The sequence below is a fragment of the Exiguobacterium sp. s46 genome (genome assembly GCF_018618875.1).
GTDB lineage: Bacteria > Bacillota > Bacilli > Exiguobacteriales > Exiguobacteriaceae > Exiguobacterium_A > Exiguobacterium_A abrahamii.
The window spans coordinates 132,538-159,536 of record NZ_JACSMY010000002.1 but is presented as its reverse complement, the minus strand read 5'-3'; the positions used below and the strand labels follow the sequence as shown (position 1 = coordinate 159,536).

At 48.3% G+C, this 26,999-nt stretch carries 25 protein-coding genes; 7 read left to right on the top strand and 18 right to left on the bottom strand.

Features of this window, described 5'->3' with window-relative positions:
- Positions 1-17 precede the first annotated feature (17 nt).
- From KNQ08_RS12395 to KNQ08_RS12385, 3 genes are all read right to left on the bottom strand, one after another.
- Complete coding sequence (locus tag KNQ08_RS12395; protein WP_214805942.1) at positions 18-503, bottom strand: FixH family protein; 486 nt, start codon at positions 501-503, stop codon at positions 18-20.
- The gene (locus tag KNQ08_RS12390; RefSeq protein WP_214805939.1) at positions 496-1,863 is read right to left on the bottom strand and encodes a PepSY-associated TM helix domain-containing protein; all 1,368 of its coding nucleotides are present in this window, start codon (positions 1,861-1,863) and stop codon (positions 496-498) included. The genes KNQ08_RS12395 and KNQ08_RS12390 overlap by 8 nt, the downstream gene beginning before the upstream one ends.
- 278 nt (positions 1,864-2,141) lie before the next feature.
- The gene (locus KNQ08_RS12385) at positions 2,142-2,723 is read right to left on the bottom strand and encodes a DedA family protein (RefSeq protein WP_214805936.1); all 582 of its coding nucleotides are present in this window, start codon (positions 2,721-2,723) and stop codon (positions 2,142-2,144) included.
- Positions 2,724-2,995: 272 nt separating this feature from the next.
- Between KNQ08_RS12385 and KNQ08_RS12380 the strand changes: the two genes are divergently transcribed.
- On the top strand, positions 2,996-3,781 hold the full coding sequence (locus KNQ08_RS12380) for an NUDIX domain-containing protein (RefSeq protein WP_023466838.1): 786 nt from the start codon (positions 2,996-2,998) through the stop codon (positions 3,779-3,781).
- A gap of 48 nt (positions 3,782-3,829) precedes the next feature.
- On the opposite strand, the gene KNQ08_RS12375 is transcribed toward KNQ08_RS12380, so the two are convergent.
- On the bottom strand, positions 3,830-4,678 hold the full coding sequence (locus KNQ08_RS12375; protein WP_214805933.1) for a VOC family protein: 849 nt from the start codon (positions 4,676-4,678) through the stop codon (positions 3,830-3,832).
- A 121-nt stretch (positions 4,679-4,799) separates the two neighbouring features.
- Here KNQ08_RS12375 and KNQ08_RS12370 point away from each other — a divergent pair, with 121 nt between their 5' ends.
- Together KNQ08_RS12370 and KNQ08_RS12365 are read left to right on the top strand one after the other, a co-directional pair.
- The gene (locus tag KNQ08_RS12370; RefSeq protein ID WP_214805930.1) at positions 4,800-5,168 is read left to right on the top strand and encodes a winged helix-turn-helix transcriptional regulator; all 369 of its coding nucleotides are present in this window, start codon (positions 4,800-4,802) and stop codon (positions 5,166-5,168) included.
- Positions 5,169-5,252: 84 nt separating this feature from the next.
- Positions 5,253-6,035, top strand: a complete 783-nt coding sequence (locus tag KNQ08_RS12365; RefSeq protein ID WP_214805927.1) for a nucleotidyltransferase domain-containing protein — start codon at positions 5,253-5,255, stop codon at positions 6,033-6,035.
- 264 nt (positions 6,036-6,299) lie between these two features.
- Here KNQ08_RS12365 and KNQ08_RS12360 read toward each other — a convergent pair whose 3' ends face one another.
- The 3 genes from KNQ08_RS12360 to KNQ08_RS12350 form a co-directional block, all read right to left on the bottom strand.
- The gene (locus tag KNQ08_RS12360; protein WP_214805924.1) at positions 6,300-6,884 is read right to left on the bottom strand and encodes a DUF4352 domain-containing protein; all 585 of its coding nucleotides are present in this window, start codon (positions 6,882-6,884) and stop codon (positions 6,300-6,302) included.
- Between the two features lie 167 nt (positions 6,885-7,051).
- Complete coding sequence (locus KNQ08_RS12355) at positions 7,052-7,987, bottom strand: NADP-dependent oxidoreductase (RefSeq protein ID WP_050678893.1); 936 nt, start codon at positions 7,985-7,987, stop codon at positions 7,052-7,054.
- A gap of 112 nt (positions 7,988-8,099) precedes the next feature.
- Complete coding sequence (locus KNQ08_RS12350; RefSeq protein ID WP_214805921.1) at positions 8,100-9,569, bottom strand: methyl-accepting chemotaxis protein; 1,470 nt, start codon at positions 9,567-9,569, stop codon at positions 8,100-8,102.
- 153 nt (positions 9,570-9,722) lie between these two features.
- On the opposite strand from KNQ08_RS12350, the gene crcB (KNQ08_RS12345) reads away from it, so the two are divergent.
- Entirely contained in the window at positions 9,723-10,121 is a 399-nt protein-coding gene (gene crcB, locus KNQ08_RS12345) for a fluoride efflux transporter CrcB (protein WP_214805918.1), read from the top strand.
- The gene (gene crcB, locus KNQ08_RS12340; RefSeq protein ID WP_029343234.1) at positions 10,122-10,472 is read left to right on the top strand and encodes a fluoride efflux transporter CrcB; all 351 of its coding nucleotides are present in this window, start codon (positions 10,122-10,124) and stop codon (positions 10,470-10,472) included.
- A 54-nt stretch (positions 10,473-10,526) separates the two neighbouring features.
- Here crcB (KNQ08_RS12340) and KNQ08_RS12335 read toward each other — a convergent pair whose 3' ends face one another.
- The 11 genes from KNQ08_RS12335 to KNQ08_RS12285 all read right to left on the bottom strand — a co-directional run bounded on the left by KNQ08_RS12335 (position 10,527) and on the right by KNQ08_RS12285 (position 23,541).
- Positions 10,527-11,381: a DegV family protein gene (locus KNQ08_RS12335; protein ID WP_029343233.1), complete on the bottom strand. Its 855-nt coding sequence runs from the start codon at positions 11,379-11,381 to the stop codon at positions 10,527-10,529.
- 70 nt (positions 11,382-11,451) lie between these two features.
- Entirely contained in the window at positions 11,452-12,483 is a 1,032-nt protein-coding gene (locus KNQ08_RS12330; protein ID WP_251133708.1) for an aldose epimerase family protein, read from the bottom strand.
- 89 nt (positions 12,484-12,572) lie between these two features.
- Positions 12,573-14,249: a LytS/YhcK type 5TM receptor domain-containing protein gene (locus KNQ08_RS12325; RefSeq protein ID WP_214805915.1), complete on the bottom strand. Its 1,677-nt coding sequence runs from the start codon at positions 14,247-14,249 to the stop codon at positions 12,573-12,575.
- A 179-nt stretch (positions 14,250-14,428) separates the two neighbouring features.
- Entirely contained in the window at positions 14,429-15,745 is a 1,317-nt protein-coding gene (locus KNQ08_RS12320; RefSeq protein ID WP_023466825.1) for a hemolysin family protein, read from the bottom strand.
- 36 nt (positions 15,746-15,781) lie between these two features.
- Complete coding sequence (locus KNQ08_RS16990) at positions 15,782-16,150, bottom strand: MerR family transcriptional regulator (RefSeq protein ID WP_214806095.1); 369 nt, start codon at positions 16,148-16,150, stop codon at positions 15,782-15,784.
- Positions 16,151-16,305: 155 nt separating this feature from the next.
- Entirely contained in the window at positions 16,306-18,441 is a 2,136-nt protein-coding gene (locus tag KNQ08_RS12310) for a (Fe-S)-binding protein (protein ID WP_214805912.1), read from the bottom strand.
- Positions 18,442-18,617: 176 nt separating this feature from the next.
- Positions 18,618-19,952 (bottom strand): alkaline phosphatase, encoded by a 1,335-nt coding sequence (locus KNQ08_RS12305; RefSeq protein WP_075642756.1) that lies wholly within the window; start codon positions 19,950-19,952, stop codon positions 18,618-18,620.
- Positions 19,953-20,056: 104 nt separating this feature from the next.
- Positions 20,057-20,494: an NUDIX domain-containing protein gene (locus KNQ08_RS12300; RefSeq protein ID WP_214805910.1), complete on the bottom strand. Its 438-nt coding sequence runs from the start codon at positions 20,492-20,494 to the stop codon at positions 20,057-20,059.
- 56 nt (positions 20,495-20,550) lie between these two features.
- Positions 20,551-20,970, bottom strand: coding sequence for a hypothetical protein (locus KNQ08_RS12295; RefSeq protein ID WP_050677289.1), 420 nt, complete (start codon positions 20,968-20,970; stop codon positions 20,551-20,553).
- Complete coding sequence (locus tag KNQ08_RS12290; protein ID WP_231681721.1) at positions 20,960-21,382, bottom strand: YwiB family protein; 423 nt, start codon at positions 21,380-21,382, stop codon at positions 20,960-20,962. Before KNQ08_RS12290 ends, KNQ08_RS12295 begins: the two co-directional genes overlap by 11 nt.
- Before the next feature lie 500 nt (positions 21,383-21,882).
- On the bottom strand, positions 21,883-23,541 hold the full coding sequence (locus tag KNQ08_RS12285; protein WP_214806092.1) for a glycoside hydrolase family 13 protein: 1,659 nt from the start codon (positions 23,539-23,541) through the stop codon (positions 21,883-21,885).
- 391 nt (positions 23,542-23,932) lie between these two features.
- Between KNQ08_RS12285 and KNQ08_RS12280 the strand changes: the two genes are divergently transcribed.
- Together KNQ08_RS12280 and KNQ08_RS12275 are read left to right on the top strand one after the other, a co-directional pair.
- Positions 23,933-25,369 carry an NAD-dependent succinate-semialdehyde dehydrogenase gene (locus KNQ08_RS12280; protein ID WP_214805909.1) on the top strand — a complete coding sequence of 479 codons (1,437 nt, stop codon included), beginning with the start codon at positions 23,933-23,935 and terminating at the stop codon, positions 25,367-25,369.
- Positions 25,366-26,994, top strand: a complete 1,629-nt coding sequence (locus tag KNQ08_RS12275; RefSeq protein ID WP_214805907.1) for an acetolactate synthase large subunit — start codon at positions 25,366-25,368, stop codon at positions 26,992-26,994. The genes KNQ08_RS12280 and KNQ08_RS12275 overlap by 4 nt, the downstream gene beginning before the upstream one ends.
- Positions 26,995-26,999 lie beyond the last annotated feature (5 nt).

Here is a 26,999-nt window from a genome sequence, read left to right as displayed (position 1 = left end):
TTGTATTTCATTATTCTTCAATGATGGTGACCGCTACTTCCGCCAGCTGGTTTTGCTCCACCTTTTAAGATTTTTAAATCTTCTTTCGATAACTCACCGACGATGAACTGCCGTGTTGGCATGATCATCGCACCTTCACTGCTTGCATGCGCTTTGACATAATACAAGCCGGATTTCGGTAGTGCCTTCGCAATCGTATAGACACCTGGCTTTGTCTCCTCTGCCGGTTCCATACTATAGCGTACTGTTCCATCCGCTTTCCAGATTTCGAAATGTACATAATCGACTTTTTGAACCGGTTTGGCTTCACGCCAGACTGTTGCTTCAAACGTCTGCTTTTTCTTGGCATCCGGTTGTAAGTCCTTTGGGATATTCATTTTGATCGATAACGGCTTAGCTACGGCATACTGTTCTGCTGCATCGGAATCGACCGCACAGCCAGCAAGACTCGTCGTCGTGACGAGCAGTCCGCCGAGCATGAGTGTTTGTATCGATTTACGCATTGAAGAACCTCCTTACACTCGGAATACGACGGATGACGAGGAAATCGACCAGCCAGACGACGAGCAACGATAGACCGACGAGCGGGAAGACGATTCCCAGCACGACAAGCACAGCGAGGAATCCTTTCAACATGAATGCTTTCGGTCCTTTCGGCGCCCCCATCCCTTTACTTGGTTTTCGCTTCACCCAGAGATAGAAACCACTGACTGCCACGAGAATGATTCCGAGACAAATCAACAGACTAATTAACTGATTGAACCAGCCGAATTCCGTTCCCTTGTGGAGTGTGATCCCGGTCGCGACGATCTTTCCGACGACACCATAGTTGTCATAACGATAATCAGCGAGCACGGCACCGGAATATTGATCGAGATGGATCGTCGCTTCATTCTGTGCTTTCGCTGGATATGCAGACAGCGTATAGACACCGCTCGGGTCACTTGGAATACTGATCTTAAAGCTTGGATCCATCCCTTGTTGTTTGCCGATTGCAACGATGTCATCGATCGAAGCTGGAACAGCACCTTCGACTTTTGATTGCGGGACATCAAGTGTTTCGGCAGCCCACGGGACTTCCGCGATATCCTTCGTTTGAAGTGTTGACGTCGGTGCCTCCCCACCCCAGATGGACGGTGGATAACCAAGCCCTTGGTTCGTGACAAGGGACTGGAAGTTCGTTCCCCAGAAACCGGACCACGGTAAGCCAGTCAAGATCAGGAACAGCATCCCTGCTGTCATCCAGAATGCTGGAACAGCGTGGAGATCACGACGGAATAACTTCTTGCCTTGACGAAGACGTGGGAACAAGACACCTGACAGTCCCTTTTGCTTACGCGGGAACCATAGGAACAGTCCCGTCACGATCAAGACGATTGCCCAACAGGCGACGAGTTCAACGATCCGATCGCCAGTCGTTCCCGCCATCAGTTCCCCGTGGATCTCTTCGATTTTATTCATGATCCGGTCATCGTCAGATAATGTTCCGATGATCTTACCAGAATACGGATTGACGAAGACCGTCGCCGACATGTCTGGTGACGAGACCTTCACTTCACTGGATCGATCGTCGGATTCACCCGGTCGGTACGACGTGACAAGTGCATCGGGATACTTCGCTTTGACGCGATCAATCTGTTCCGTCGCAGTGATGCGATCTGCTTGTGGTGTAACTTCATAATACGATTGATACAGGACGTTTTCGATTTGTGGCTTAAAAAGATAAATGGATCCTGTCACAGCAAGCATGACTAGGAACGGTGCAAAAATGATACCAGCATAAAAGTGCCACCGCCAAATCGTCCGGTAAGCAGAAGAAGTCGGTGCTTTTTTGACCGTCTCTTCCGTCTGCATGAGATTCATATGTATCCTCCTCTGGCAATAAATATGTCCACTCTGTGAACACCTCTTAGTATAAGCGTTTACAATCCAATTTCAGCCACTTGCTTGTGACGATAAATTGCCAATACAGTGTGTAAATCAGGTAGCTTTTAAGAAGTGAAAAACGTCTTTTTTTGACAATGATTTCACTTTTCTTGTAGATTACTTCTTATTTCAAAAAACTATTCTTATTCATAAAACCAAACTTCATCTAAAAAAAAGCGAACCCTGATCTGGATTCGCTTGCTCGTGTGATGTTTTTATATTGAAGAACTTTCCTCGACGGAATCCTTTTGACGACGATGATGCACGATACCGATGACTGCAATCCCGATCACGATGATCACGACAGAGCCGACGATTCCTGGATTTACTTGGAGCCAGTTCCACAATTCCGACCACGTCACGGCTTCTCCGATCCGGACGATCAAAAAGGTCCAGAGTCCTGTATACACGCCTGCTGCTAAGAATGTCATTACTAAATAGCGTGGTAACGGATAACCGAGGAGTCCGGCGACATAATGAATCGGGTGTCTGACGCCGGGTAAGAAGAACGATAGTCCGATTGCCCATAATCCCCGTCGTTCAATGATCGTTTCTGCTCGTTCTAAGAAACGTGATTTCATCCAGCGTTTGATGAGCGGAATCTCACGGAAGAACCGAGCAAGTAGATAAAACCACGTAAAGGCGATGAAGAAGACCGGCCATGCGGTCAACCAGATGACGACCGGGTACATCCCCTCTCGTAATCGAAGTGCTGCAAAACTCATCATCAAGACATCGTCCGACAATGGGGTGAACATGATTCCGCCAGCCAGGCGGACGAGTGCCATGATATCCATCACGTATCCCTTCTTTCTGTTTCTCTCTACTTTCAGTATCCCCGATTTTTCTGAAGTTGAGCCCTATCCATTTCTTAAGTTCTTCTTTAGTTATACTTTTCCGATCAAAAGAGATCATCATCGATGATTTAAAGTCACGTAGACCGTAAGACATGTATACGCAACCGTTCAATAAAAAATCCTTTTCCCACATCGAGAAAAAGGGTTTCATCCGTCCGTTCGAGAAGGGGTACAACGTACATCTGAACGCTCATCTGATAGGAGGAATTTCCATGTTACATCGCCGGAAGACCTATACGATTCGTCCCGAACGCCTAGAAGAATTCACTGAGTTTTTCCATACCTATTTGTACCCGCTCCAAGTCAGCCATGGTGCCCGTCTTGTTGGTCGCTGGGTGACCGAGGCAGAAGATGAAGTCATCGCCATTTGGGAATATCGCGACCGTGAACATTACGAACAAGTCGATCGTGATGTCCGCAACAGTGCTTTACGTCGCGAAGCGATGAAGAAGCGCGCGCGTCTCGGCAAAAACCTCTATATCAAATCCTATGAAGATTTCATGACAGCGACCGGTACGTATGCTCCCCCTCGCGCGATCGTCAGCGTGACCGCGTACATCACGAACGATGCCGGTGAAGTCCTGCTCGTCCGCAACCTCCACCGGGGTGATACGTATGAGATGCCGGGTGGACAAGTCGAAAATCACGAGTCGATTCTTGACGCCATTAAACGGGAAGTCAAAGAAGAAACCGGTGTTGATGTCACAATCGATGGCATCACCGGTATCTATCAAAATGTCTCAAGTCACGTCCTGTGTGTCTGCTTCCGTGGGAAAGCCGTTGGTGGTGAACTCGCGACACAAGAAGGCGAAACGACGGATGTCGGCTTCTTCCCACTGACACGTGACTCGCTGAGTGAGTATATCAAACGGGAACACTTCCAGTTGCGGACGCTTGATGCGATGGATCCCCATTACTTCCCGCATGCCTTATATAAAGTCAGACCGTATGAACTGATCAGTCGGTACGACGGTAACGCAACGTCGTCTTCACGGTAAACCAAAAATCCCCTTACAGTGTTTTCACTGTAAGGGGATTTTTTTCGGTTACGTTGTCAATCGAGCGGTAATTCCGGCATCATCGGTGACATAGAAATCGCCTGCTTGATCGGTAACGGTATAAGCGGAAGACTTCAACGCCTCGATCGCTGCTTGGAGCGTCGCTTGATCCGGATAACGTAGTGTCCAGTAGACGAGTCCGACCGCATCTTCCGGATTCGTCGGTGCGTTGACACCAGACCAGACGTTCAGACCGATGTGATGGTGATAGCCACCGGCAGCAACGAACAATGCACGCATCCGCGAAGCGTCAGCGGCAACTTCAAAGCCGAGCGTCTCGACATAAAATGACCGTGCTGCTTCGAGTGTCTTGACGTGGAAATGGACATGTCCCATGACCGTCTCGCTCGGCATGCCATACCAATCTTCTTCTCCAGCTTCGACGAGCATACTTTGCCAATCGACGGGATCCGTCGTCATCTTGACATCACCATTAGCTTCATACGTCCATGTCTCACGTGGACGATCGGCATAAATCTCGATCCCGTTCCCGTCTGGATCCGATAGATAAAAGGCTTCACTGACAAGATGGTCGCCTTGACCAATCTCGATCCCTTGTGCAATTAAATTCCGGATGACGAAACCAAGTTCTTTTCGGTTCGGTAGCAAAATCGCAAAATGATATAATCCGGCCACCGAGTTCGGTGGAAAACGGCGGGCATTCGGATGAACTTCAAGTTCAACGAGTGGTGTATCTTGTGCGCCGAGCACCGTCAACTGATCCGTTTGCGTTAGCACGCGTAATCCGAGTGACGTTGTATAAAATGAAATCGAACGGTCGAGGTCCGTGATACGCAAGCGAACAGGACCGAGTGTGATTTGTGGATGAATGGACATCTTGTTTCCTCCTTCAATGAAATAGCTCGTATCCCTATTATTACGCGGAAGCGATCGAAGCGGAAGTAGGCACGAATAAGTGGTATAGTATCCTAAACGATACCATGAAGGAGGAAGACAGATGGAAGAGACACCAAGCTGTCGGGTCGAGACAGCGCTCGAAATCTTGACCGGAAAATGGAAGCCGTCGATTTTACTCGTCTTGATCACACACGGAACGCTCCGCTTCAGTGAATTGAAACGACAATTGCCGAACATTACGCAAAAGATGCTGACGGCTCAACTGCGTGAGCTCGAACTGAACGATATCGTCCATCGCGAGATTTATCAAGAAGTCCCACCCCGCGTCGAGTACTCGCTGACGGATTATGGTCGGACGCTCATTCCAGTCCTTGACGCGATCAATGCATGGGGGGAACAACACGTCCTTCATCTCGAACATAAAAAAAACTCGCTTCTGCTTCCCAATGAGAAATCCACTTCGATGTGATTTCTCATTTTTTATGGAATAAACTGTCTATTTTCCCGTATACTGACGTAATAGACTTCTGTTTTTAGAAAGGAATGAGTCCTCATGCATCAACTTCATGCGATCGAGCAACTGGTTGCTCGACTCAAACAAGATCCCGCAGTCGAAGCCATCTTCTTGAAAGGATCTTTTGGACGGGGAGAAGAAGATGTTCATTCAGACATCGATCTATACTGTCTCGTATCGGAAGAACGTCAATCAAAATTCTTATCACGTCGCTTGTCCCACCTTTCTGCTTATCGTTCGATCATCTGGAAAGATGAGATCGACATCATCGCGCCGCAGATGATCGTCGTCTATGATGATCTGCTACATATCGATTTGTTTACGGTGACGCTTGACTCGCTGAACCATAAGGATCAATTGCGTGTCTTGTATGATCCACAAGAACAGTTGACGGACTTTACCGATACTTGCGACTTAGCGCTTTCTGCTCAAGAAGCGACCGATGAAGCGATCGATGCAGTCTGGTTCTTGTTCCAATATAAAAAAGCAGCAGCACGGGGAAATGACTTATGGGCAGTCGAGATGCTCCGTAGCGCCTTGATCAAGTTCGCAAAAGTATTACTCCATCATCATGCTCCTGAACGAGCACAACTCGGATTAAAGACGATTCCGACGACATTGCCAGACCATCCACGCCTTGCTCTTGAAGCAATCTACGACGTCCTGACACCCGCAACGCACGCTGAAGCGGTTCAACGTTATTTGGCTTGTTTAGAGACCGAACGAAGCGCCCTCGACCAGACGCTTGCCTCTCATCCGGAGACGCTCGCTTTACTCGATCGATTAACGCCTGAACTCTCGATCCAACAATCAGGACGGTAACAATAAGGGGCTGACTCAAAAAAAGAATGACTTGTCTTTCCACGCCCTTTTCTCAGGCGAGACACAAGCCAGTTTTCCGGCTTCATTCAAGCAGGAAAGCAGGTCTTGTTTGTCTCTGACAGCGCATAATGCGCTTTTTCCTGTAGGAGTGGCGTGTGACGCGTCATTCTTTTTTACGAGATAAGGGTGGCAGATCATCATTCTGCCACCCTTATCTTTGTAGAGACTGACTTTTTGGGAGTCAGCTCCTTCTATGCTCGCTAATTAACGTGTCAATTGAATCTCTTTTGATTGTCCACCTGCCCAGCCAAAGCCAGATGAGACTTCAAGCTTCGGATTTTTCACCTGTTTCGGTAATTCGAAGACGATGTTGCCGGTTTTCTCGATATTCGGGTTGATCGTCTCTAAGAAGAAGCCCATCCCGTCTTCATTTGCATAAAGATCGAGTTCCGTATCGGCTGAGTATTCCGTATCACCGACATTGACTTTAAACATGTTGCTGTCGACGAATCGCTCTTCCTTATCTCCGTTTAAAATCGTCAGACCGATGACTAAGAATTGTCCTGATGTTTTCTTTTCGCCGAGGACGTTCGACAACGAATCGACCATCTTGACGTCGTTGACGACGTACGTCAGTTTCCCAACCTTTACCTGATCATTCACCCCGTACGTTTTCTTGACCGGCTTCGCGGCTGCTTTTGCTTTCACTGGTTTTGCTTCTGATTTGACTGCTTCTTGTTCGACTTCTACTTTTTTCTCCGGGGCTGCTTGTTCTTCGTCATCTCCTAGGTTTCCTAAAATGACTGCGCCGATCACGATGATTCCTGCCCACTTCAATCCTTTTTTCATGTTACTTCCTCCTTTTAATTTGGCTGACTCACGTCTGATAGCCCTAGTATAGAAAGAAGCAACCCCTTATCCTTTACACTTTTTTAACCAGGTTATTTTTTGTTTAAGGTCCGATAAAAAGATTGACAAAAATAAAAGAGAACGCTAATTTCAGCGTCCTCCTCTCCTTATTCTCCTTTGACCCGGATGACGATTTTTCCTTTTGCGTGCCCTTCTTCGCCATAATCATGTGCTTCCTTAATTTGATCCAGATCAAAGATTCGGTCGACGACGGGCTGTAATTCGCCTCGCTCGACAGCTTTAGCGATATGTCGCAAACGTTCACCCGTCGGTTGCATGAAGACATACGCAGAACGTGCATTATGTTGCTTCGCTTGTTCTTCATCCGGTGGTGTAGAAATTGAGACGAGCATTCCGTTCGGCTTCAGCATCTGATACAGCTCCCCTTGCTTGTCGCCACCCATCGTATCGAATACAAAATCGATATCCCGAACACGATCGGCCGGATTTTCCTGTTTGTAGTCGATGACTTCGTCGGCTCCAAGCGCTTTTACCCAGTCGACGTTTTTCGTACTTGTTGACGTGATAACGTGCAAACCGTTTGCTTTTGCGAGTTGAATCGCAACCGTTCCGACGCCCCCTGATCCGGCACCAATAAAGATCCGGTCACCCGGCTTCGCATCCATCACTTCGAACATGACTTGCCATGCTGTATGCGAAACGAGTGGAAGAGACGCTGCTTCAGCAAAACTAAGCGATTCTGGTTTTTTGACGACGAGGTGCGCATCGACTGCGACATACTCTGCATATGTTCCTTGACGAGCAATTTCCGGGCGACTGAAAACGGCGTCCCCGACTTGAAGATCCGAGACGTTTTCTCCGACTTCCTGAATCACACCGGCAACGTCCCAACCGATGACGAGCGGCATCTCATAGCTCAACATCTGACGCAAATAGCCTTCGCGTAGTTTCCAATCGACCGGGTTCACACTCGCGGCATAGACTTCGATTAAAACATCATCTGGTCCAATGACTGGCTTGTCCAGTTCTCCGACCTTAAATTGTTCCGATCCACCATACTGTTCGATGTAAGCTGCCTTCATCCGTTGACTCCTCCTTCGATAATCGTTCCCTATCTTCTTCCCCGTCCGTAACAACGACAAACAGTCTGAAGATACACGACAGCTCCCCATCCAACGGTGAGGAGCTGTTTCGTTAAGCATTCGTTTGTTGAAGGGTTGATGCCGTCTCATTCAAGGCATGAATCGCCTGCTGCAGTTCCATGACCTGACCAACTTGATGACGCGTCAAACCGGACAATGACTCACTTTGTGAAAGCAAGGCATTCATGAACGTGTCGAGTTGACCGGTTGCTGTCGTGATAGCAGTAAGACTACTCGTCATCGTCGCGAACTGGGTCTGCGCCGACTGGATCGAACCGACGACTTCCGTTGCATCCATCTCAATCGTCTGTAGCGCTAACTGACTCTCGGCCATTCGTTCTTCCTGCTCACGTAGCAATGTCGTACTGGCATGAATGGAGTTCCCCGTTTGCGTAACGTCCTGATCAACACGTTCGATGATCGCATTGATTTCCTTCGACGCTTCTGCCGTCTGTGCTGATAGATTACGAATTTCTTGCGCAACGACCGTAAAGCCTTTTCCGAACTCGCCCGCACGAGCCGCTTCGATCGATGCGTTAAGACTAAGCAGGTTCGTTTGCGCCGCAATCGCATTGATGCTCGACGTGATGGCGACGATTTCCTGGAACCGTCCAGCAAGTTGTCCGAACGACGTGACCGAATCATCCATGCTCGTCGTCAATTGTTGTAAGGATTGTCCGGCAAGACCAATCGTCTGTCTGCTCTTTTCGGCTGTCGTTCGCGAGGACGAACTGCGCTCGAGTGCGTGATCGACCGAAACGGTCACATCCTCCATCCGGTTGACTTGCTGATCATTCAATTGACGAATTTCACGAATCGCTTGAACGCTTCCTGCTGCATCATGTGCTAGCTGTTGCATCGCTAGATCAACCTGACTGAAGGAATCCTTCGCCGCATCGACTGTTTCACTCATCTCTTCCGTGAACGTCGTTACTTCCGTTGCGGTTGCTGCCGTCTGCTCGAGGGCAATTTGCGACGTTGCCGCGTAGGCTTCCGACCGTTCTTGTTCTTGGCGGACGGCTAACATGACGTTTCGTCCAAAGACGGCGACAAAAACAGCCGCTGAGAAAATCATCAAATAGATGACATAGGCGACGATCAAATCGAATGTATTCGTAAAGACAATCTTTCCTAGCATTGTGAATACTGCCATCTCAACGAGTCCAAGGATTCCGGCGAGAATGACCAAACGTGGAATCAAATAGACGATTGAAATCGTCAAGTAGAGATAGGCGATCGTCCAAATGCTCGGAGACGGCAAGGTCATCAAAACGAGAGCGAGGACGAAATACGTTAACGTCACTTGGACGTACTTCCCGCTCGGACGATGTCCAAGTAGGCGGTTGCCCACCAGCAACGCGACCGTCAAGATCAAACCACCGACTAAAAACTGATAAAACACACTGATTGGGACGTAATTCATTTGCGCAAATAAGAAAATCAATGGATGCGCAATCGTAATTAACGTTGCAATCAGGCGGGACAAAATCTTTGTACTTTGTTGCTCGAGGGCAGATACCATCTTGTTCAAACTCCTTCACCTTATTAAAGTCATACAGTTGTTCATCGGCAGAAAGAATTCATTCTTTAAGTCCCTCGCGTGACTTTTTTTCTTGACGCTTTCTTGAAAGCGGGAGTACGGTTAACGTAGACTTTTTCAGAAAAGAGGATTTCTATGCTGTATGTACTCGTAGGTCTCGCAGGTGTTCTCGGTGCCTCCGCACGGTATGGACTCGGACTGCTGATTGGCGACTTGACGACTGGTCCGTTCCCGTGGCCGACGCTTGTCATCAACTTGATCGGGAGCTTTCTCCTTGGCTACGCGACACATTTTTTATTTCGAACGAAACTCTTACATCAATATGCGATCACAGCCATCGGCACGGGTTTCATCGGCTCATTTACGACGTTTTCGACATTTAGCGTCGAGACCGTGACCTTACTCAACGAACATCATTTAGCGGACGCGTTTCTCTATATGCTCGTCAGCCTATTCGGCGGTCTGTTCCTGTCTTATCTTGGTTACGCGCTTGGGACACGACGACTGCGGCACGTGACGAAAGGACGTGAGTGAATGGAATTACTCGCCCTTGCCATCGGTGCTTTTTGTGGTGCTATCAGTCGGTTTGCCGTCAGTCAATGGATGAAGACGTTTTGGAAACGCGAATTTCCTCTGGCGACGTTCCTGATTAATGTACTCGGTTCGTTTTTGCTTGGTCTTGTCATCGGTGCGCATCTCGATACGACCTGGACGTTACTCTTAGGTACCGGTTTCCTTGGATCGTTCACGACGTTCTCGACGTTCAAAATCGAGACATTACAGTTATTTCAGGACGGAAATCGTAAAGTACTTACTCTCTATCTCATATCGAGCTACGGTTTCGGAATTCTTGCAGCTTTCCTTGGAATCACACTTACAGCTTGAACAAAACAAGAGGCGACGGAAAAATCCGTCGCCTCTTGTCGTATCCGTCTTAATTTAATCATTCATCCAGAATAGACCAACCGTCTCTGCTCCGGCATGCGTCCCGATTGCTGGTCCGAACGTGCCTTCGAGAATCGTCAAATCCGGGAACTTCGCTGCGACTTGTTGCCGCAGTTCCGTTGCCATTTCCGGTGCCATCGTCGTCGCGACATAAATCCGGTTCTTGTAGAACGTGTGCTGACGCATCGATTCGTCGATTTGTTTAACCATTTCGATGTAAGCTTTCTTTAAAGAACGTGCTTTTTTAAATGGTACGATTTTTCCTGCTTCATCCGTCGTGATGATCGGCTTGATGCTGAGTAGGTTCGCCAGGAACAGATCTCCTGATGAGACACGTCCACCCCGACGCATCGTCTCCATATTACCGACGATCATATAGAAGTGGGTCTTTTTCGTCAACGCTTGTAAGGCAGCGACGATTTCCTCGACGGATTTCCCCTGTGCCGCGAGCTCCATCCCGTAACGAATGAATTCCTGTTGGTTCTCAAACGCCGTATGAGAGTCGATGATGTGAACCGGGAAGCTGGCTGCTTCTGCTGCTGATGCTGAACTTTGGACGGTACTCGATAATCCATTCGTACAGTGCACTGCAATCGCACAGTCATAACCTTCTTCTTTCAAGCGTTCGTATGTTCCGACGAACTCTCCAAAGATTGGTTGTGATGTTTTGGCAATCAGCTTTTTGTCCGCATCTAGGGCACGGAACAGTCGTTCGACCGTGATCGCATTCTCTTGATACGCCGTATCACCGAGTAAGATTTGAATCGGTACGACATTGACGCCGATCGCTTCTGCCTCTTCCTTCGTGAAATAGGCCATACTATCGGTCACCCATGCTATTTTAGTCATTTTCCTTAGCCTCCGTTAGATTCTTCTCGCTTTATCCTACCATATACAGAAGTGGAAATCGCAAGAAACGTCATGACATCATCTGAAAATGAAACGATGTACGCTTATGATAGTGCTCATCGGCATGCAAGACGACGGAAGGAAAATTCGGTTGGTTGATCGCATCCGGCAACCCTTGTGTCTCAAAACAGATTCCGAGGTATGGGGTTGCTCGTCTTCCACAAATCGTAAACTCGCCCGACAAATGATTAGCAGTGTAGACGACGACTCCCGGTTGATCCGTCACGACGCGCAATCGCCGCCCGCTGATTGGTTCATCGAGAACGATTTCCCCACCCTCTCTAAGCAGGAAGGGATGATCAACCCCACTACCTGCTTGGCGCAGTTGTTCGTCTGATGCATGTGTCACTTCATGCAGGGGACGGGTATCGAGAAAATCAAAGACGGTGTCTGTCACCGGGAGAATATCACCGGTCGGTACCGCATCTTTCGTCAACGGAACATAAAAAGGTGCATCCATTCGTAACAGATGCTGTTCAATCGTCGTCTTCGCCTCACCCGTCAAGTTAAAGTACGTATGATTCGTCGGACTGAATGGTGTCGAAGCTGTCGTCTCCGCTTCATAATGGATATGCAGGACGTTCTCGTCCGTCCATTCGAACGTCAGCGTGAACGACAAGTGCCCCGGATAGCCGTTCTCCCCACTCGGACTATCTAAACGTAGAACAAGTTTGTCGTCGTTGATTTCGTGCGTGAACATTCGGTTCGCCCAATTTTCGCTTCCTCCATGGAGGTGATGTTCACCTTCATTTTGTTCGAGTACATACGTCATTCCTTCTAGCGCAAACGCACCATTCGCAATTCGTCCTCCGACGCGTCCGATCGTGGCGCCTAAGTGATGCGGATCATCTTGGTATTCTGATAGGTCGTCAAACGCGAGTACGACATTTTCGATCATTCCATGCTGATCCGGAACCCGGATGGCAAGAATTTTTGCGCCTCGGTTCAAGATATCGATACTATGCCCATGCACATTCTGTAACGTGAATCGTAACAAGGACTGATCTCCTAGTTGCCCTACTTCTGTTGTCGTAATCATCATTTGCTTCCTCCTGTACGATACGTTTTCCTGTTTTCGTATTTACCCTCGGAACGAGACAAAAAAACAACAATGGCAAAAGACCATTGTTGTTACAGAGACGGAAGTGGTAATCGCACTTCGATCCGAGTCCCTTGATGGATGATCGAGTGGACGTGTAATGTTGCAGTCGGACCGTATGTCACGTCTAATGCGCGTCGAATCAGGAACAGATTCGAATCCCCCGCCTCCTGTTGATTCAGTTGTTGCATCACGGCAAGCGGCATCCCCTGTCCATTATCCGTGACTTCGATGACCCAATCCGTCGTCGCCTTGAAGGCGCGGACATCAATCCGGTGATGGCGTCCTGCCTTTACGAACGCATGACGCAGTGCATTATCGACAAGCTGCGTCACAAGGAATGGAAAGACGAAGTATTCTTCAACAGCGGTCTCGATATCAAGATCAACCGTGATATCAGTGGAGGTCAGTTGATTCGGGCGACGCCGTGTTCCTTCTAGTGATAAATAGGCCTTCAGGGTCGCCAGTTCCTCGCGTAGTGGATGTTCATCATGACGCGTCGCTGCCGTCAACAGTTGAAGCAGCGCATTCAATTGATGTTTCACAGGAGTTCCCGGATCAGCTGTCCGCTGGATTTCCTCGATGATCCCTTTTAGATAGCTGACGTGTAACATCGGTTTCATCTTTCTTCCGCTTAACCGGAGCAACTGATCTTCTCGATGCATATGCAGCTCTCGTGCTAATAAACGGACGAGTTGTTCCGTCATTCGCTCGACGGTGTCGTCAAATAAGTCTTTCGAAAAGTAACAGATGACACCTGCTTTTTGACCGTTAATGCGCATCGGATGAAAACTTAGAATTTGTCCCGTCTGCTCGTCTTCCTGTCGGACGGGTTCTTCTGCTTCGATCCATCGTTGTTCCTCACGTCTCGGTTGCTCGCCACAGACTGCTGGTTGCTGGTCCGTCATATCGATGACGACCTCTGTCGCCCCGAGCACGACGATCCGTTGCATCTTTGTCTCCTTCAATAACGTCGCTCCAATCTGCCGTGCGACTTCCGAAGTCAATCCCTGCTTTCGTAAGGGTTGTAATGCTTGCAGTAGACGATCGGAACGCTCGGTCTGGCGGACGAAGAGATCGCCTTCGAGTCGAAGTTGTGTCCGTAAAATCATGATGAACAGTACGACCCCACATATATTTGCGAACAGTAACGGAAAAGCGGCACGACTCATCAAATCCAGTGCTTCTGCTGTATCGGGGGCAAGTAATAACGTAATCCCACTTTCGAACAATAATGCCGTCAATACGATCCCGATTGGTGGAACGAGCGCATAACTATCATGCAAACGCCAGCGTTTTCGATACCAGCCGCTCGCAAGTCCAGCAAGCATGGCGATGATCCAACCTGCTTCTGCCCCTAACGAACCGAGTACGTAGCGGTGTAGACCAACCAAACATCCCGTGATGCCGCCGATCACTGGTCCACCAATCAATCCGCTCGTCACGATGACAGCGAGTCGGGTATCGAGCAATAGGGCATCCTTTTCGACGGCTAATCCGAGTAACGGATCAATCGTCGTATCTTGCGAAAGTTCAATTCCTGCGTAGTTCATTAAAATACCGGATGACACGAATGCGAAGAGCAGTGGAAGATTCATTCCGCGGTCCATCTTGAATATGTATCGGGAAATGCGCCACTGGGACAATAAAAAGGCTAACAGTGCTAACATACCTAAACGACTCAGTAAGAATGGAATCTGCTCGAGCACGGAATACCTCCTCGTTTCATAGGACGCGATTTAACAATAAAGTAGCTGTAGATTACATTCCCGCTCCTCTCTGCATTCTCCTATCATGCCTGCCGAAAGTTCGCACAATCCGTCCATTCTTGATTTTTTGACTGATGCGATGAAAAAAAAGCCGGTTCCTCCATGAGGAACCGACCATCTTATGCTTCTGCTTGTTCAGCTGGATGCAACCAAATCTTGACGCGGTTGATTTGATAGTTTTCCATTTCCATCACTTCGACGGAGAAGTCTGGTGTGTCGATATGCTCACCTGGCTGAAGATCGATGTTATGCATCTGAATCCAGCCACCGATCGTATCGACATCTTCGACATTCGTAAAGCGAATGTTGAAACGTTCTTCCAAGTCAGCGAGCAAGACTGTACCGTCGAGTAGGAACTCGTCCGATTTGACCTGTTCGATTTCTTCGACTTCATCTGCGTCGAATTCATCACGGATTTCACCGACGATTTCTTCGAGTAAGTCTTCCATCGAGACGAGACCTGCCGTTCCACCGTATTCGTCGACGACGAGAACGAGATGGGTCCGGGTCCGTTTCATCTTGCGAAGTGTCTCTTGAAGCGACGTCACTTCCGAAACAACCGGTAAATCCTTGATATAATGCGTCACCGGATGCTCATTCCCGTTCGCATAATCCGTCAAGACTTCCTTGACGTTGACGTATCCGAGAATCCGGTCTTTATCGTTTTCTTCTGTGACCGGGTAACGCGTGTACGGATTATCCATGAAGATTTCCATCAGTTCATCTTTCGTCAAACGTTCCGAGATCGTCTCCATCCGCATCCGCGGCACCATCAAATCTTTGACGATGTGCTCATCAAACGCAAAGACGTTTTGCATGAGGGCAAGTTCCGTTTGGTTGATTTCACCACTTTGGAAACTTTGCGCCATGATGATTTTCAATTCATCTTCCGAGTGGGCTTGTTCGTGCCCTGCTGGTTTGACACCGAACAGACCGAGGAATAAGCGCGCTGAACCGTTGAGTAACCAAATGAATGGATACATGATTTTACCGAACACATAAAGTGGACGGGCAAACAACAATGTCATGCGTTCTGCATACTGAATCGCAAGCGTCTTCGGAGCGAGTTCACCGATGACGACGTGTAAGAACGTTACGGATACGAATGCGATACCAAACGACAAGAGTGTCGAAACAGCAGCAGAGATTCCGAAGTCGTCGAAAACAGGATGCAAGATCTTTTCAACGGTTGGTTCACCAAGTGCCCCAAGACCAAGTGCCGTGACCGTGATACCAAGCTGACAGGCAGACAAGTAGTAATCGAGATCGCCTGCGATTTTTTTCGCAAGGACGGCACTTTTGTTCCCTTCTTGAATCATTTGATCCAAACGCGACATCCGAACCTTAACGACAGCAAATTCCGATCCGACGAAAAACGCCGTCAACGCAATCAACAAGACCACTAAAAATAAATTGATGAATAATATAGTATCCAAAATCCCCTAAACAGGGGTCACCTCCATTGTTTTGTATTAAAGCTGTGCAATCAAGGAAGCAATCAATGTTAGACGCCGGGACAGTTCTAAGCGAATCGCTTGTTTTTCGACGTCCGTCGAATACAACAAACGCTGCTCGAGTCCTTCAACCGTCGCCTGAAGTTGTTTCACTTCCTGATAAATCGTCTCCCCTGTTTTTTGTTCCCGTTCCGTAAAAGAAGCAAGAATCTCTTGCAGGGAAAGCCGTTGAGACTTCAAATATTCAATCTTTTCGATTTGATGAATGACCGATTCGTCATACAGACGGTAGCCAGACGCGGTACGCTCTGGTATTAACAGACCGAGTGATGTGTAGTAATCGATCGTTCGTTTTGATAAGCCGGTGGTCTCCGCGACCTGACCGATTCGAAGTAACGCCTTCCCAAAAGATTCTCACCTCCTTTCCATAGCTAGTTCTTTTATCTTATCACGTCAAAACCATACAGTAAAACGTCGCGCTTTTTCAGAGAAAAAAACGACTACTCCCGTTTGCACGAGAATAATCGTTTCATCCTACTTTTTTATACAGTTACGACAGGTTCTTCGACTGGTATACCGACGATTGAGCGTTCTAGTAATTCAACGACATCGTACGTAGCAACCGCCTCGTCGACTTCCTTCGCCTTCGTGCCGTCACTGAGCATCGTCAGACAGTACGGACATGCTGACCCAATGACAGACGGTTGGACCGTCAACAATTGTTCCGTCCGTGCGACGTTGACGCGTGCGCCGACTTTTTCTTCTTGCCACATCATGCCGCCACCAGCACCGCAACACATCCCTTTTTCCCGGTTGCGTTCCGTCTCGACGAGCGTGATGCCTGGAATCTTCTCGAGAATATAACGTGGTGCGTCGTAAATATCATTGTAACGACCAAGATAACACGAATCGTGATAGACGACACGCTCCTTGACTTTATGGAGCGGTGTGATCCGTTTTTCGTCAATCAGTCGTGCGAGCAATTCCGTATGGTGATAGACTTCAACGTCCGGACTCAGTCCGAAGTCTGGATACTCGTTTTTAAATGTATTGTAGGCGTGCGGATCAATCGTGACGATCTTTTTGACACCATATTTCTCAAATGATTTGATGTTGGCTTCCGCGAGTTCCTGGAACAAGACTTCGTTCCCGATCCGGCGCGGTGTATCACCTGAGTTTTTCTCATCGTTTCCGAGAATCGCAAACGAGATGTCTGCCTCATTTAGAATACGTGCAAACGCCATCGCGATTTTTTGACTTCGGTTATCGTACGATCCCATCGCGCCAACCCAGAACAGATACTCGAAGTCTTCGCCCGCTTTTTTCTTCTCCTTTGCTGTCGGAACGACGAGTTCATCACGGTTTTTCCGCCAGTTTTCGCGTTCTTTCCGGTTCATCCCCCATGGATTACCTTGACGTTCGATGTTCGCCATCGTCCGTTGCATCTCTGGATCCATCTTGCCTTCCATCATGACGAGATGACGACGGAGGTCGATGATCTTATCGACATGTTCGTTCATGACCGGACACTGATCTTCACAGTTCCGGCATGTCGTACACGCCCAGATCTCTTCTTCCGTAATGACGTTCCCAATCAATGAATCCGGAACGATATCCATCTGCCCGGCTGCTGCCAGTGAAGCGATCTGATTGCCTTGCGATCCTTCAAACGCAAAGGCAGGTGCCCATGGCGAGCGCTGTGTGATGGCTGCCGTTTTCATGTTGAGATGGTCCCGTAATTTAACGATCAAATCCATCGGCGACAACATCTTCCCCGTTCCACTCGCTGGGCACATATTCGTACAGCGTCCACACTCGACGCAAGCATATAGATCAACGAGCTGTTTCTGATTGAAATCTTCGATTCGGTTGACTCCGAAGCTGAATTCCGCTTCGTCGTCTTCTGCCTCTTCCATGACCGATAGATCGATCGGTGCCAAACGCCCGACTTTCGACGTTCGACCGAGCCAGACGTTTGCTGTACCGGCAATCAAGTGTGCATGTTTACCTTGCGGGATATAGACCATGAAGCTAAGTAAGAACAGTAAGTGCGCCCACCAGAAGAAAACGAATAATCCGAACGCAACTGATTCCGGCACCCAACTGAATAAGAACGCGATGCTTGAAGCAACCGGTTCACCGAGCGTCGAATGATTCTCATAAACAAGGAAGAATCCGTTTCCGAACAGGACGGCGACCATCAAACCACCGATGAAGATCAACGCAAGACCTGCCATGAAGTTTCGTTTCAAACGAACGAGTTTTTCGACGTACCGGCGATAAAATCCCCAAACGACGGCAATCAAGATGACGAGCATGACGATTTCTTGGAAGAATGTAAAAATCGGATAGAGCGGACCGAGTGGGACGTGCGGGAAACGCTGACCGACGGCGAGTCCTTTCCAGATAAAATCGATCGCTCCGAATTGAACGAGTAAGAAGCCATAGAACATCATGACGTGGATGGCGCCACTTTTCTTATCCTTTAATAATTTCTTTTGACCGAAGACATTGACTAAGACCGCGTCTAGTCGTTCTTTGTTCGTCAGTGTCCATTCCGCCTTTTTCCCCCGTTTAATGGCGGCATAACGACTTTTGACGAGTGACGTGAACAGATAGCCTGCATAGCCGATGACGAGTAGGAAGGCAATCCAGTTAATGAGTAAAAACGTATTCATGTTCGAACAAACCCCTTTCCCCCTAAAGCAGTTGTGTTGAAATGAGTATAGCATATAATGAATGGCTATTCATTCATTTTTTTCATTTAGTTTTTACTGCGTCACACAAGCAGATAAGTACTCAAAAAAATCAAGCGGTGGGTGATCCACCGCTTGATTTAATCACGTCCAATACGTCATTTTTTTAATTTCATTGCATTGGCCATCAGACCAGGGATGTCCGTATTTTCATGCAACCCACTGAACTGTTCGCTTTGTGGACCGTAAGCGTAGAGCGGAACGTCTACACCTGTATGCACGGCAGTCGTCCAGCCGACATACGCTCGTTTACTGATCATCTCATTCAATGTCATGACGCGTTTCTTTGCATCTACTTTTTGCAACGTCTGAATTTCTTCAGCCGTCAAATCAAACGTCGTTTCTCGTTTGACGACAGATGCGATGTTCGATAAGTCGTCGTTAAACTGACGAACCATCTCATCCCCCGTCGCCTTGACGTTTTTCAAGACTTCTGGTTTCGCTACGTACTCATCGTATCCACCGACGGACATACCACCTGTATCATGGTCACCGGCGACGACGACCAATGTGTGTTTATCTTTTGCTGCAAAACGAAGCACTTTTTCGACTGCCTGGTGGAACGCTTCTGCATCCTTCATCGCCCAAGCAGCATCATGCGCATGACCCGCCCAGTCGATCTGACTTCCTTCTACCATCAAGAAGAAGCCATCGCGGTCTTTCTTCAATGTTTGCAAGGCTTTCGACGTCATCGTCGCAAGACTCGGTTGATTCGTGTTTTCCCGGTCCAGTTCTGGTGCCATTCCTTCTTCTGCAAACAATCCAAGAACTTTACGACCATCCGTCTCATTCAGACTTTCGAGTGAATCCGCATACTGGTATCCTGCTCGTTCTGCTTTCTTCACTAGATTACCAGCCTCTTGCACGCCGCCATTCTTTTGATCAAAAAAGAACTTCTGACCGCCACCAAGTAAGACGTCGACTTTCATTTCATCCATGTATTGTTTCGCGATGTCCGCTTCGTTCGCACGCGTTGCGACGTGCGATGCAAAAACAGCTGGTGTCGCATGGGTGATGGCTGATGTCGAGACAAGTCCTGTTGCTTTGCCGGCCTGATCCGCTCGATCAAGAATAGACGCTACTTCTTTTCCACTTGGATCCATACCGATTGTTCCGTTGTTCGTTTTTGTTCCTGTTGCCATCGCCGTTCCGGCAGCTGCTGAATCGGTCACTTTCGTGTTTGCCGAATACGTCCGCATCATTCCTTTTAAGTGACCGTCGAGTTCCGTCTCCTCGCCTCCTTGATACCAGCGATAATTCGTTGCATAGGCAGCCGAATAACCATCTGGAATCATGAAGATGACATTTTTAACCTTCGCTTGTTTCGTGTTTTGTTTTGCCTCGACTGGCTGAGCCGATTCATATGTATAGCCCGCAACTCCCGTCATAAGCACTGTACCGAGAATACCTGTCGCCATCCATTTCTTGTTCATTTGTGTTTCCTCCCTGTTCCCGATGATGGTTTCATCATACCGAGCGAATGTAAATGAACGATGGAGACTGCTTTAAGGAATGTAAAGAAACGATGACAGCCGAGTTACCACTTCATCTCTTCAAACATGTAATAGCCTTTGTGCTGTTCTTCTAAATATGCCGATAACGGAAGACGGACGTCTTCACTCGTGATGTACTCCGCTAACTCCGTTTGATCGATCCACTTCGTCTCAATGATTTCTTCATCGGGATCATTTGGATCAAGTACACCACTCACTTCGCAATCAAAATAAGTCACGAGGCTGTGCGCTTGATAGGTCGGCATGAAGTTCTCCGTTAAGAAAGCAAACGACGACGATGTGACCGTCAAGCCGGTTTCTTCTTCCACCTCGCGACGAAGTGCTTGCTCGAGTGTCTCTCCAGATTCAATCTGTCCACCAGGTAAGCTCCAGCGCTTCTCCTGACCCGATTGATTATTGACGATGAGCAGTTGATCGCCCTTGCTGATGATCGCGACGATGATTCGATAGAGTGGATACATGACGCTTCCTCCTAAAAAGACCACCTTGCCTAAAAACAAGATGGTCCACTGAATGTTTATTCTAAACCGAGCGACTGTGGCAGACGAACTGCACGTGCGAAGGCATTTTTATAATCCTTTTTCGCGACTAACTTTTCGACTTCACGGATTGCTGGATGCTGTTCGTCCGCGAACGCACCAAGGATCGTCAAGTAACGCTCGTATACTTGATCGTCTTCCTGACGTGCTTTCAAAAGCGCTGTATACAGCATGACGGTATCTTCGCCGTATAAGACGGGTAGTTCTTCATTGATTAAGAGTAGCGTATCGATGGACTCCGGGTCGACCTTCGGATTGTATTCCGTGATGACCTGTTCTGCGAGTCCTTCGAGTTGATCGCGCCATTCGTTGTAACGCGGCTCATCGTTCTCGAGCCATTCAAACCATTCCTCTTCCAACATCTGCTCCATTTGACGTACTGTTTGTTCAAATGCCATTCGTCTCACTCCGTTCCCAAGTTAAATCAATCGTATACGTACCGACTGCTTGTCCATTCATTTTTAATGTATAACGAAACTGCATCTGCTGCCGTTTCATCTCAATCGTCTCCGTGTCCGTTTCCATCAACATCTGACCGAATTGACTGCCATACTGGCTTTTGGTCGTCTCTCCTAAAATGAAGACATGATGCATCGCAACAGGACCTTTACGATTCAAAGCAATCTGGTCTTTTGACCATTTGATCGTCGTATCGATCGGTTGTTCATCTGGCTGAACGAACTTCACGGCAAAACCGTCTTTTGTTTCGAACAACGTGCCGTCCGCCTCAAGTTCGACCGATTCACGCATCGGACCATCTTCGATCGTCGTCACCTGTCGTAATGACACCGGGTACTTTACTGGTTTCACTTCTATCACCTCATCGTTTAGCGTACACGATTTTTTCGTCTGATGCACCTTCTGCTTACATGCAAGAAAAAACGGATTCGATGTACTTCGAATCCATTCCAGATTGTAGACAAATGGACTGACTCAAAAAATGACGCACCTTTTCACGCCCTTTCCTCAGGCGAGACACAAGCCAGTTTTCCCGCTCCATTCGAGCAGGAAAACGGGTCTTGTTTGTCTCTGACAGCGCAAAATTGCGCTTTTTCCTGTAGGAGTGGCGTGTAACGTATCATTTTTTTACATCGAAAGAACAATCAGAGAAGCGTTTTGTTCACTCGACATCGCTTCCTAGGGAAAAACAAGCAAGAGCGACCCTGCAGCGAAGCGAAGCGGCGCGATGCTTGTCCCAGGAAAACGATGCGAGACGAACAAAAAAAGCGCAATCCTTCTCGTTAGAGAACAATTGCACTTATCTTCAGTCTCAAACGGATTCGATGTACTTCGAATCCGTTCAAAACATATTAGCGCACACGGTACAGACGAGCTTCGAATGGACGAAGTTCCAGCTCTGTTCCTTCATGGTGCATCGTCGGATAGTTGCCAAGCAACATATTGTCCGAGTGCAAGATGATGTCCGTATCGATTTCTGCTGTTTCGCCTTTTAAGTTCGTAACGATCAAGAACTGTTCGTCACCAAGCGTCCGTGTATACGCGTAGACTTTCGTATCTTCCGGTAAGATGAGATCGTACGCTCCGTAAATCAACGTCTCTTCCATCTTACGGATTTGGATCATTCGTTTGTAGAAGTTCAAGATCGAATCTTCATCTTGTTCTTGCGACGCGACGTTGATGTCCGCGTAGTTCGGGTTGACACCGAACCATGGAGATTGATTTGAGAAGCCACCGTTTTGCTCGTTCGTCCATTGCATTGGTGTGCGTGAGTTATCACGAGACGAGTTCCAGATGACTTCCATGATTTCCTCATGTGTCTTCCCGGAAGCGAGTTGCATCTCGTACATGTTTTTTGTCGCAACATCATCATAATCCGAGATGTCCGGGAATTGAACGTTCGTCATCCCGATCTCTTGTCCTTGATAGATGAACGGTGTGCCTTGCATGAAGAAATACATCATCGCAAGCGACTTCGCGCTCTCTTTCCAGTACTGTTCCTCGTCACCCCAAAGGGAGACCGAACGAACCTTATCGTGGTTTTCGAGGTACAACGCATTCCAACCTGTTGCTTCAAGTCCTTTTTGCCATTTCGTCAGCACTTGTTTCAGTTTGACGACGTCGACGCCTTTTTCCGCATCTGCACGCCAGAGATCCATGTGCTCGAACTGGAAGACCATGTTCATCTTGCCATTCTCTTCTCCGACCCATAGATCCGCTTCTTCCGGTGTGACGCCGTTTGCTTCTCCGACTGTCATGATATCGTATTTCGAGAACGTCTCATCTTTCAACTCTTCGAGATACGCATGGATGCCTTCGACGTTCATATGCATATCGAATGAAGGGACATACGGCATACCGAGCGGATTCGGGAGATCAGCGAATGATTGATCCTTGTTGATATGACTAATTGCATCGATTCGGAAACCATCGATGCCTTTATCGAGCCACCAGTTGATCATCGTATAGACAGCTTGACGCATGTCGCGGTTTTGCCAGTTCAAGTCTGGTTGACGACGAGAGAAGACGTGCAGGAAGTACTGCTCTGTCTTTTCATCATATTCCCATGCTGATCCACCGAAAATACTTTCCCAGTTGTTCGGTTCTCCACCATTAACGGCATCTTTCCAGATGTACCAATCGCGTTTCTCATTGTCTTTCGACGAACGTGATTCAAGGAACCACGGGTGTTCATCCGATGTGTGGTTAACGACGAGATCAAGCAAGACCTTGATGTCGCGCTTATGCGCTTCTTCCATTAAGAGATCGAAGTCCGTCATCGTACCGAACTCATCCATGATGTCTTCATAATCACTAATGTCATATCCGTTATCGTCGTTTGGTGACTTGAACATCGGGCAAATCCAAAGAACGTCGACGCCAAGATCCTTCAAATAATCCAATTTTGCGATGATACCCGGAATATCGCCGATTCCATCGTTGTTTGCATCGTAAAAGCTGCGTGGATAGATTTGGTAAGCAACTGCTTCTTTCCACCAAGCTCGTGTAATTGTTTGTTGGGCCGTTTCAGGGCGCGGTATCATTTGTGTCATGTGTCGTGAATCCTCTCGTAGGTCAGTCTTTGGGGTGTTGTTTTCATCAGTTATTGAACTTCTATACACATAGCGCAACCGATTGCGCAATTCCTCTACCTTCATCTTATCAAATCCACTTTTAAAGTCAATGTTTCGGGGGTGATTCCACCATTTCACATCAACGGTTGTCACTCTTCGTTCACACTGAATATTTCAGATCGTTTTACATTACATTTACTGAATTATCCTACACTGTTTATCGGTCGATTTCTACCCTTTTGCATAACCTTTCCTTCCGAAAGTGAATCTTTTTTTCTTCGTTCGGGTATACCCTTACCAATGCATGTAAAAAAGGGGGATTTTCAGGATGAAGGGACAATTCTTTATTGGTGGACAATGGCTAGATCACGGACGAGAACGGACGGATGTTACGAATCCAGCAACTGGAGAAGTCGTCGGTAGTGTACCAAACGGAACAAAATCAGACGTCAACGACGCAGTAGAAGCAGCACGGAAGGCATTTCCTGATTGGTCGAAACGGACAGTCTACGAACGTGCCGAACTGCTCGAGAAGTTATATGCGAAGATGATTGAGAAAAAAGATGAACTGGCTCGCCTGATGACGCTTGAAATGGGGAAACCGCTCGCTGAATCAGAAGGTGAAGTGCAGTATGCCGCAAACTTCGTCAAATGGTTTGCAGAGGAAGGAAAACGCGCTTATGGACGTGTCATTCCGACACATGATGCTTCTAAACGACTTCAAGTCATCAAACAGCCGGTTGGTGTCGTTGCTGCGATCACACCATGGAACTTCCCGGCTGCCATGATTACCCGAAAGCTTGCTCCGGCACTCGTCGCCGGATGTACGTTTGTCATCAAACCACCAACAGCGACTCCGCTTACCGCGCTTCGTCTTCTTGAACTCTGTCAGGAAGTCGGGATTCCAGAAGGCGTCGTTAATGCCGTTACAGGTAGCGGGAAAGCACTCGGTGAATCACTTGCGACACATCCACATGTCGATAAGATCACCTTCACTGGTTCAACCGAAGTCGGACGGACGCTGATGGCTCAAGGAGCAGAGACGATCAAGGCGATGTCGCTCGAACTCGGCGGACATGCACCGATTCTCGTCTTTGATGACTGTGACCTTGATTTAGCTGTTGCTGAGACGATTAAGTCGAAATTCCGTAATGGCGGACAGACCTGTGTCTGCGGAAACCGGATTTACGTATCCGACTCGATCTATGACGCGTTCGTTGAAAAACTCGGGCAAGAGACAGCGAAGCTGAAGACCGGAAATGGTTTGGATGCTGAAACGAAGATTGGACCGATGATCAATAAAGCGGGTTACGATAAAGTTAAAAAACATGTCGATGATGCGACATCCGCTGGTGCGCGAGTCGTCACGGGCGGAACAGGAACGACGAATGAGGAGAACGATGTCTATTATTATGAAGCAACCGTTCTCGCGGACGTAAAACCCGGCATGCTGATCATGAACGAGGAGACGTTCGGACCTGTCGCTCCCGTCCAGCGTGTCAGTTCTGATGAGGAAGCGGTTCGTTACGCCAACCAAACACCATTCGGTCTCGCTTCGTACGTCTTTACGAAGGATTACGCGCGTGCGATTCGTGCAATCGAGGGGCTTGATTACGGAATCGTCGGCTGGAATGATGGTGTTCCTTCTGCTGCGCAAGCACCATTTGGTGGAATGAAACAATCCGGTCTCGGACGCGAAGGTGGTAGTGAAGGACTCGAAGCGTATCTTGAGACGAAGTACATTTCCATCGGTGGACTAGCGTGAACGCCGCGGATTGGTTCGTCCAATGTTTAGAGGCAGAGGGCGTCACGCATATCTTTGGTGTTCCCGGTGAGGAAAACATCACATTGCTCGAATCACTCAGTCGTTCGTCGATCACGTTCATCACGACGCGTCACGAAACGAACGCTGCATTCATGGCAGCGATGTTCGGTCGCCTGAGTGGACGACCGGGTGTCTGCCTGTCGACACTGGGTCCCGGTGCGACCAATATGATGACCGGTATTGCAAGTGCGACGATGGATCACTCCCCTGTCGTCGCGATCACAGGTCAAGGCGCGACAGCACGGCAACACAAAGCATCGCATCAAATGTTTGATCTCGTAGACCTCTATCGTCCGGTCACGAAGTCTAGTACATCCGTTCTGTCGGCGGAGGTCATTCCGGAAATCGTGCGACGTGCCTTCGCGACAGCAAAAAGTGAAAAACCAGGGGCAACCCATATCTCTTTTCCAGAAGACATCGCAACACAAGAACGTGATCAAGCAGCGATTCCTCTACAGCAGGACAGTACACCAACGCATCTCCATTCCTTGACGATTGATGATCCCGATGCCTTACGTCTAATCGAACGAGCAAAACGTCCGGTCATCATTGCTGGATTTGGCATTCATCGGCAACAAGCACTTGATGCGTTTCGAGCATTCGTCGAAAAGCTCCAAGCTCCCGTCGTCGAGACGATGATGGGAAAAGGAGCGATTTCTTCACACCATCCGCTTGCTGCACACACGATCGGTTTACCAGACGTCGATTATAACCAGCGGATTCTCGATGCGAGTGACCTCATCATTACGGTGGGCTACGATATTACGGAGTTACCTCCGCAAAAATGGAATCCGAAAAAGACACCGATCGTCCATTTGGATACGAATCCTCACGAAATCGATGCTTATTATCCGGTTGTCGCGAACGTAGTCGGGCCACTCGTCGATATGCTGACTGTATTGACTCCTTTACTGCCCGAGCGTGCTTGGAACGACTGGCAACAAGATCGCGATAAGTTACGCGACGAGATTCAAGAAACGTACTCGCTTGCCTTGCCTTTACATCCTCAAAGTATCGTTCGTGAACTCGAACGAACTGTCGGGGAGGATGGCATGGTCTTCTCGGACGTTGGTGCACACAAAGTCTGGCTCGCACGCCATTATCAAACGACACGTCCGGATCAGTTATTCATTTCCAACGGATTTGCTTCGATGGGCTATGGTTTATCGAGTGCGCTCGCAGCCAAGCTGTTATATCCGGACCGGCGAATCGTCTGTGCCGCTGGAGATGGTGCCTTTTTGATGAATGGACAAGATCTTGAAACCGCCGTTCGTCTGAAGTTGCCGCTCGTCGTATTGATTTGGCGTGACGGTACCTATGGACTGATTGAATGGAAACAACAACAAGCGTTTGGGCGTTCGTCTTACATCACGTTTGACAATCCAGACCTCGTTCAACTGGCTCATGCTTTCGGCGCACTCGGTCTCCGTGTCGGTAAACACGGTTCCCTCGCACATTGTCTTGACCAAGCATTTGCAAGTGATGGACCCGTTTTAATTGACTGTCCGGTCGATTACCGGGAAAATCTAAAGTTAAGTGAACGTCTCCGGACGTATGGAGGGTGATATAC

Bases quoted from the DNA above. Each gene is read 5' to 3' on its own strand.
- KNQ08_RS12395 (WP_214805942.1), bottom strand. From the start codon at position 503: ATGCGTAAATCGATACAAACACTCATGCTCGGCGGACTGCTCGTCACG.
- KNQ08_RS12390 (WP_214805939.1), bottom strand. From the start codon at position 1,863: ATGAATCTCATGCAGACGGAAGAGACGGTCAAAAAAGCACCGACTTCT.
- KNQ08_RS12385 (WP_214805936.1), bottom strand. From the start codon at position 2,723: ATGGATATCATGGCACTCGTCCGCCTGGCTGGCGGAATCATGTTCACC.
- KNQ08_RS12380 (WP_023466838.1), top strand. From the start codon at position 2,996: ATGTTACATCGCCGGAAGACCTATACGATTCGTCCCGAACGCCTAGAA.
- KNQ08_RS12375 (WP_214805933.1), bottom strand. From the start codon at position 4,678: ATGTCCATTCATCCACAAATCACACTCGGTCCTGTTCGCTTGCGTATC.
- KNQ08_RS12370 (WP_214805930.1), top strand. From the start codon at position 4,800: ATGGAAGAGACACCAAGCTGTCGGGTCGAGACAGCGCTCGAAATCTTG.
- KNQ08_RS12365 (WP_214805927.1), top strand. From the start codon at position 5,253: ATGCATCAACTTCATGCGATCGAGCAACTGGTTGCTCGACTCAAACAA.
- KNQ08_RS12360 (WP_214805924.1), bottom strand. From the start codon at position 6,884: ATGAAAAAAGGATTGAAGTGGGCAGGAATCATCGTGATCGGCGCAGTC.
- KNQ08_RS12355 (WP_050678893.1), bottom strand. From the start codon at position 7,987: ATGAAGGCAGCTTACATCGAACAGTATGGTGGATCGGAACAATTTAAG.
- KNQ08_RS12350 (WP_214805921.1), bottom strand. From the start codon at position 9,569: ATGGTATCTGCCCTCGAGCAACAAAGTACAAAGATTTTGTCCCGCCTG.
- crcB (WP_214805918.1), top strand. From the start codon at position 9,723: ATGCTGTATGTACTCGTAGGTCTCGCAGGTGTTCTCGGTGCCTCCGCA.
- crcB (WP_029343234.1), top strand. From the start codon at position 10,122: ATGGAATTACTCGCCCTTGCCATCGGTGCTTTTTGTGGTGCTATCAGT.
- KNQ08_RS12335 (WP_029343233.1), bottom strand. From the start codon at position 11,381: ATGACTAAAATAGCATGGGTGACCGATAGTATGGCCTATTTCACGAAG.
- KNQ08_RS12330 (WP_251133708.1), bottom strand. From the start codon at position 12,483: ATGATGATTACGACAACAGAAGTAGGGCAACTAGGAGATCAGTCCTTG.
- KNQ08_RS12310 (WP_214805912.1), bottom strand. From the start codon at position 18,441: ATGAATACGTTTTTACTCATTAACTGGATTGCCTTCCTACTCGTCATC.
- KNQ08_RS12305 (WP_075642756.1), bottom strand. From the start codon at position 19,952: ATGAACAAGAAATGGATGGCGACAGGTATTCTCGGTACAGTGCTTATG.
- KNQ08_RS12300 (WP_214805910.1), bottom strand. From the start codon at position 20,494: ATGTATCCACTCTATCGAATCATCGTCGCGATCATCAGCAAGGGCGAT.
- KNQ08_RS12295 (WP_050677289.1), bottom strand. From the start codon at position 20,970: ATGGCATTTGAACAAACAGTACGTCAAATGGAGCAGATGTTGGAAGAG.
- KNQ08_RS12280 (WP_214805909.1), top strand. From the start codon at position 23,933: ATGAAGGGACAATTCTTTATTGGTGGACAATGGCTAGATCACGGACGA.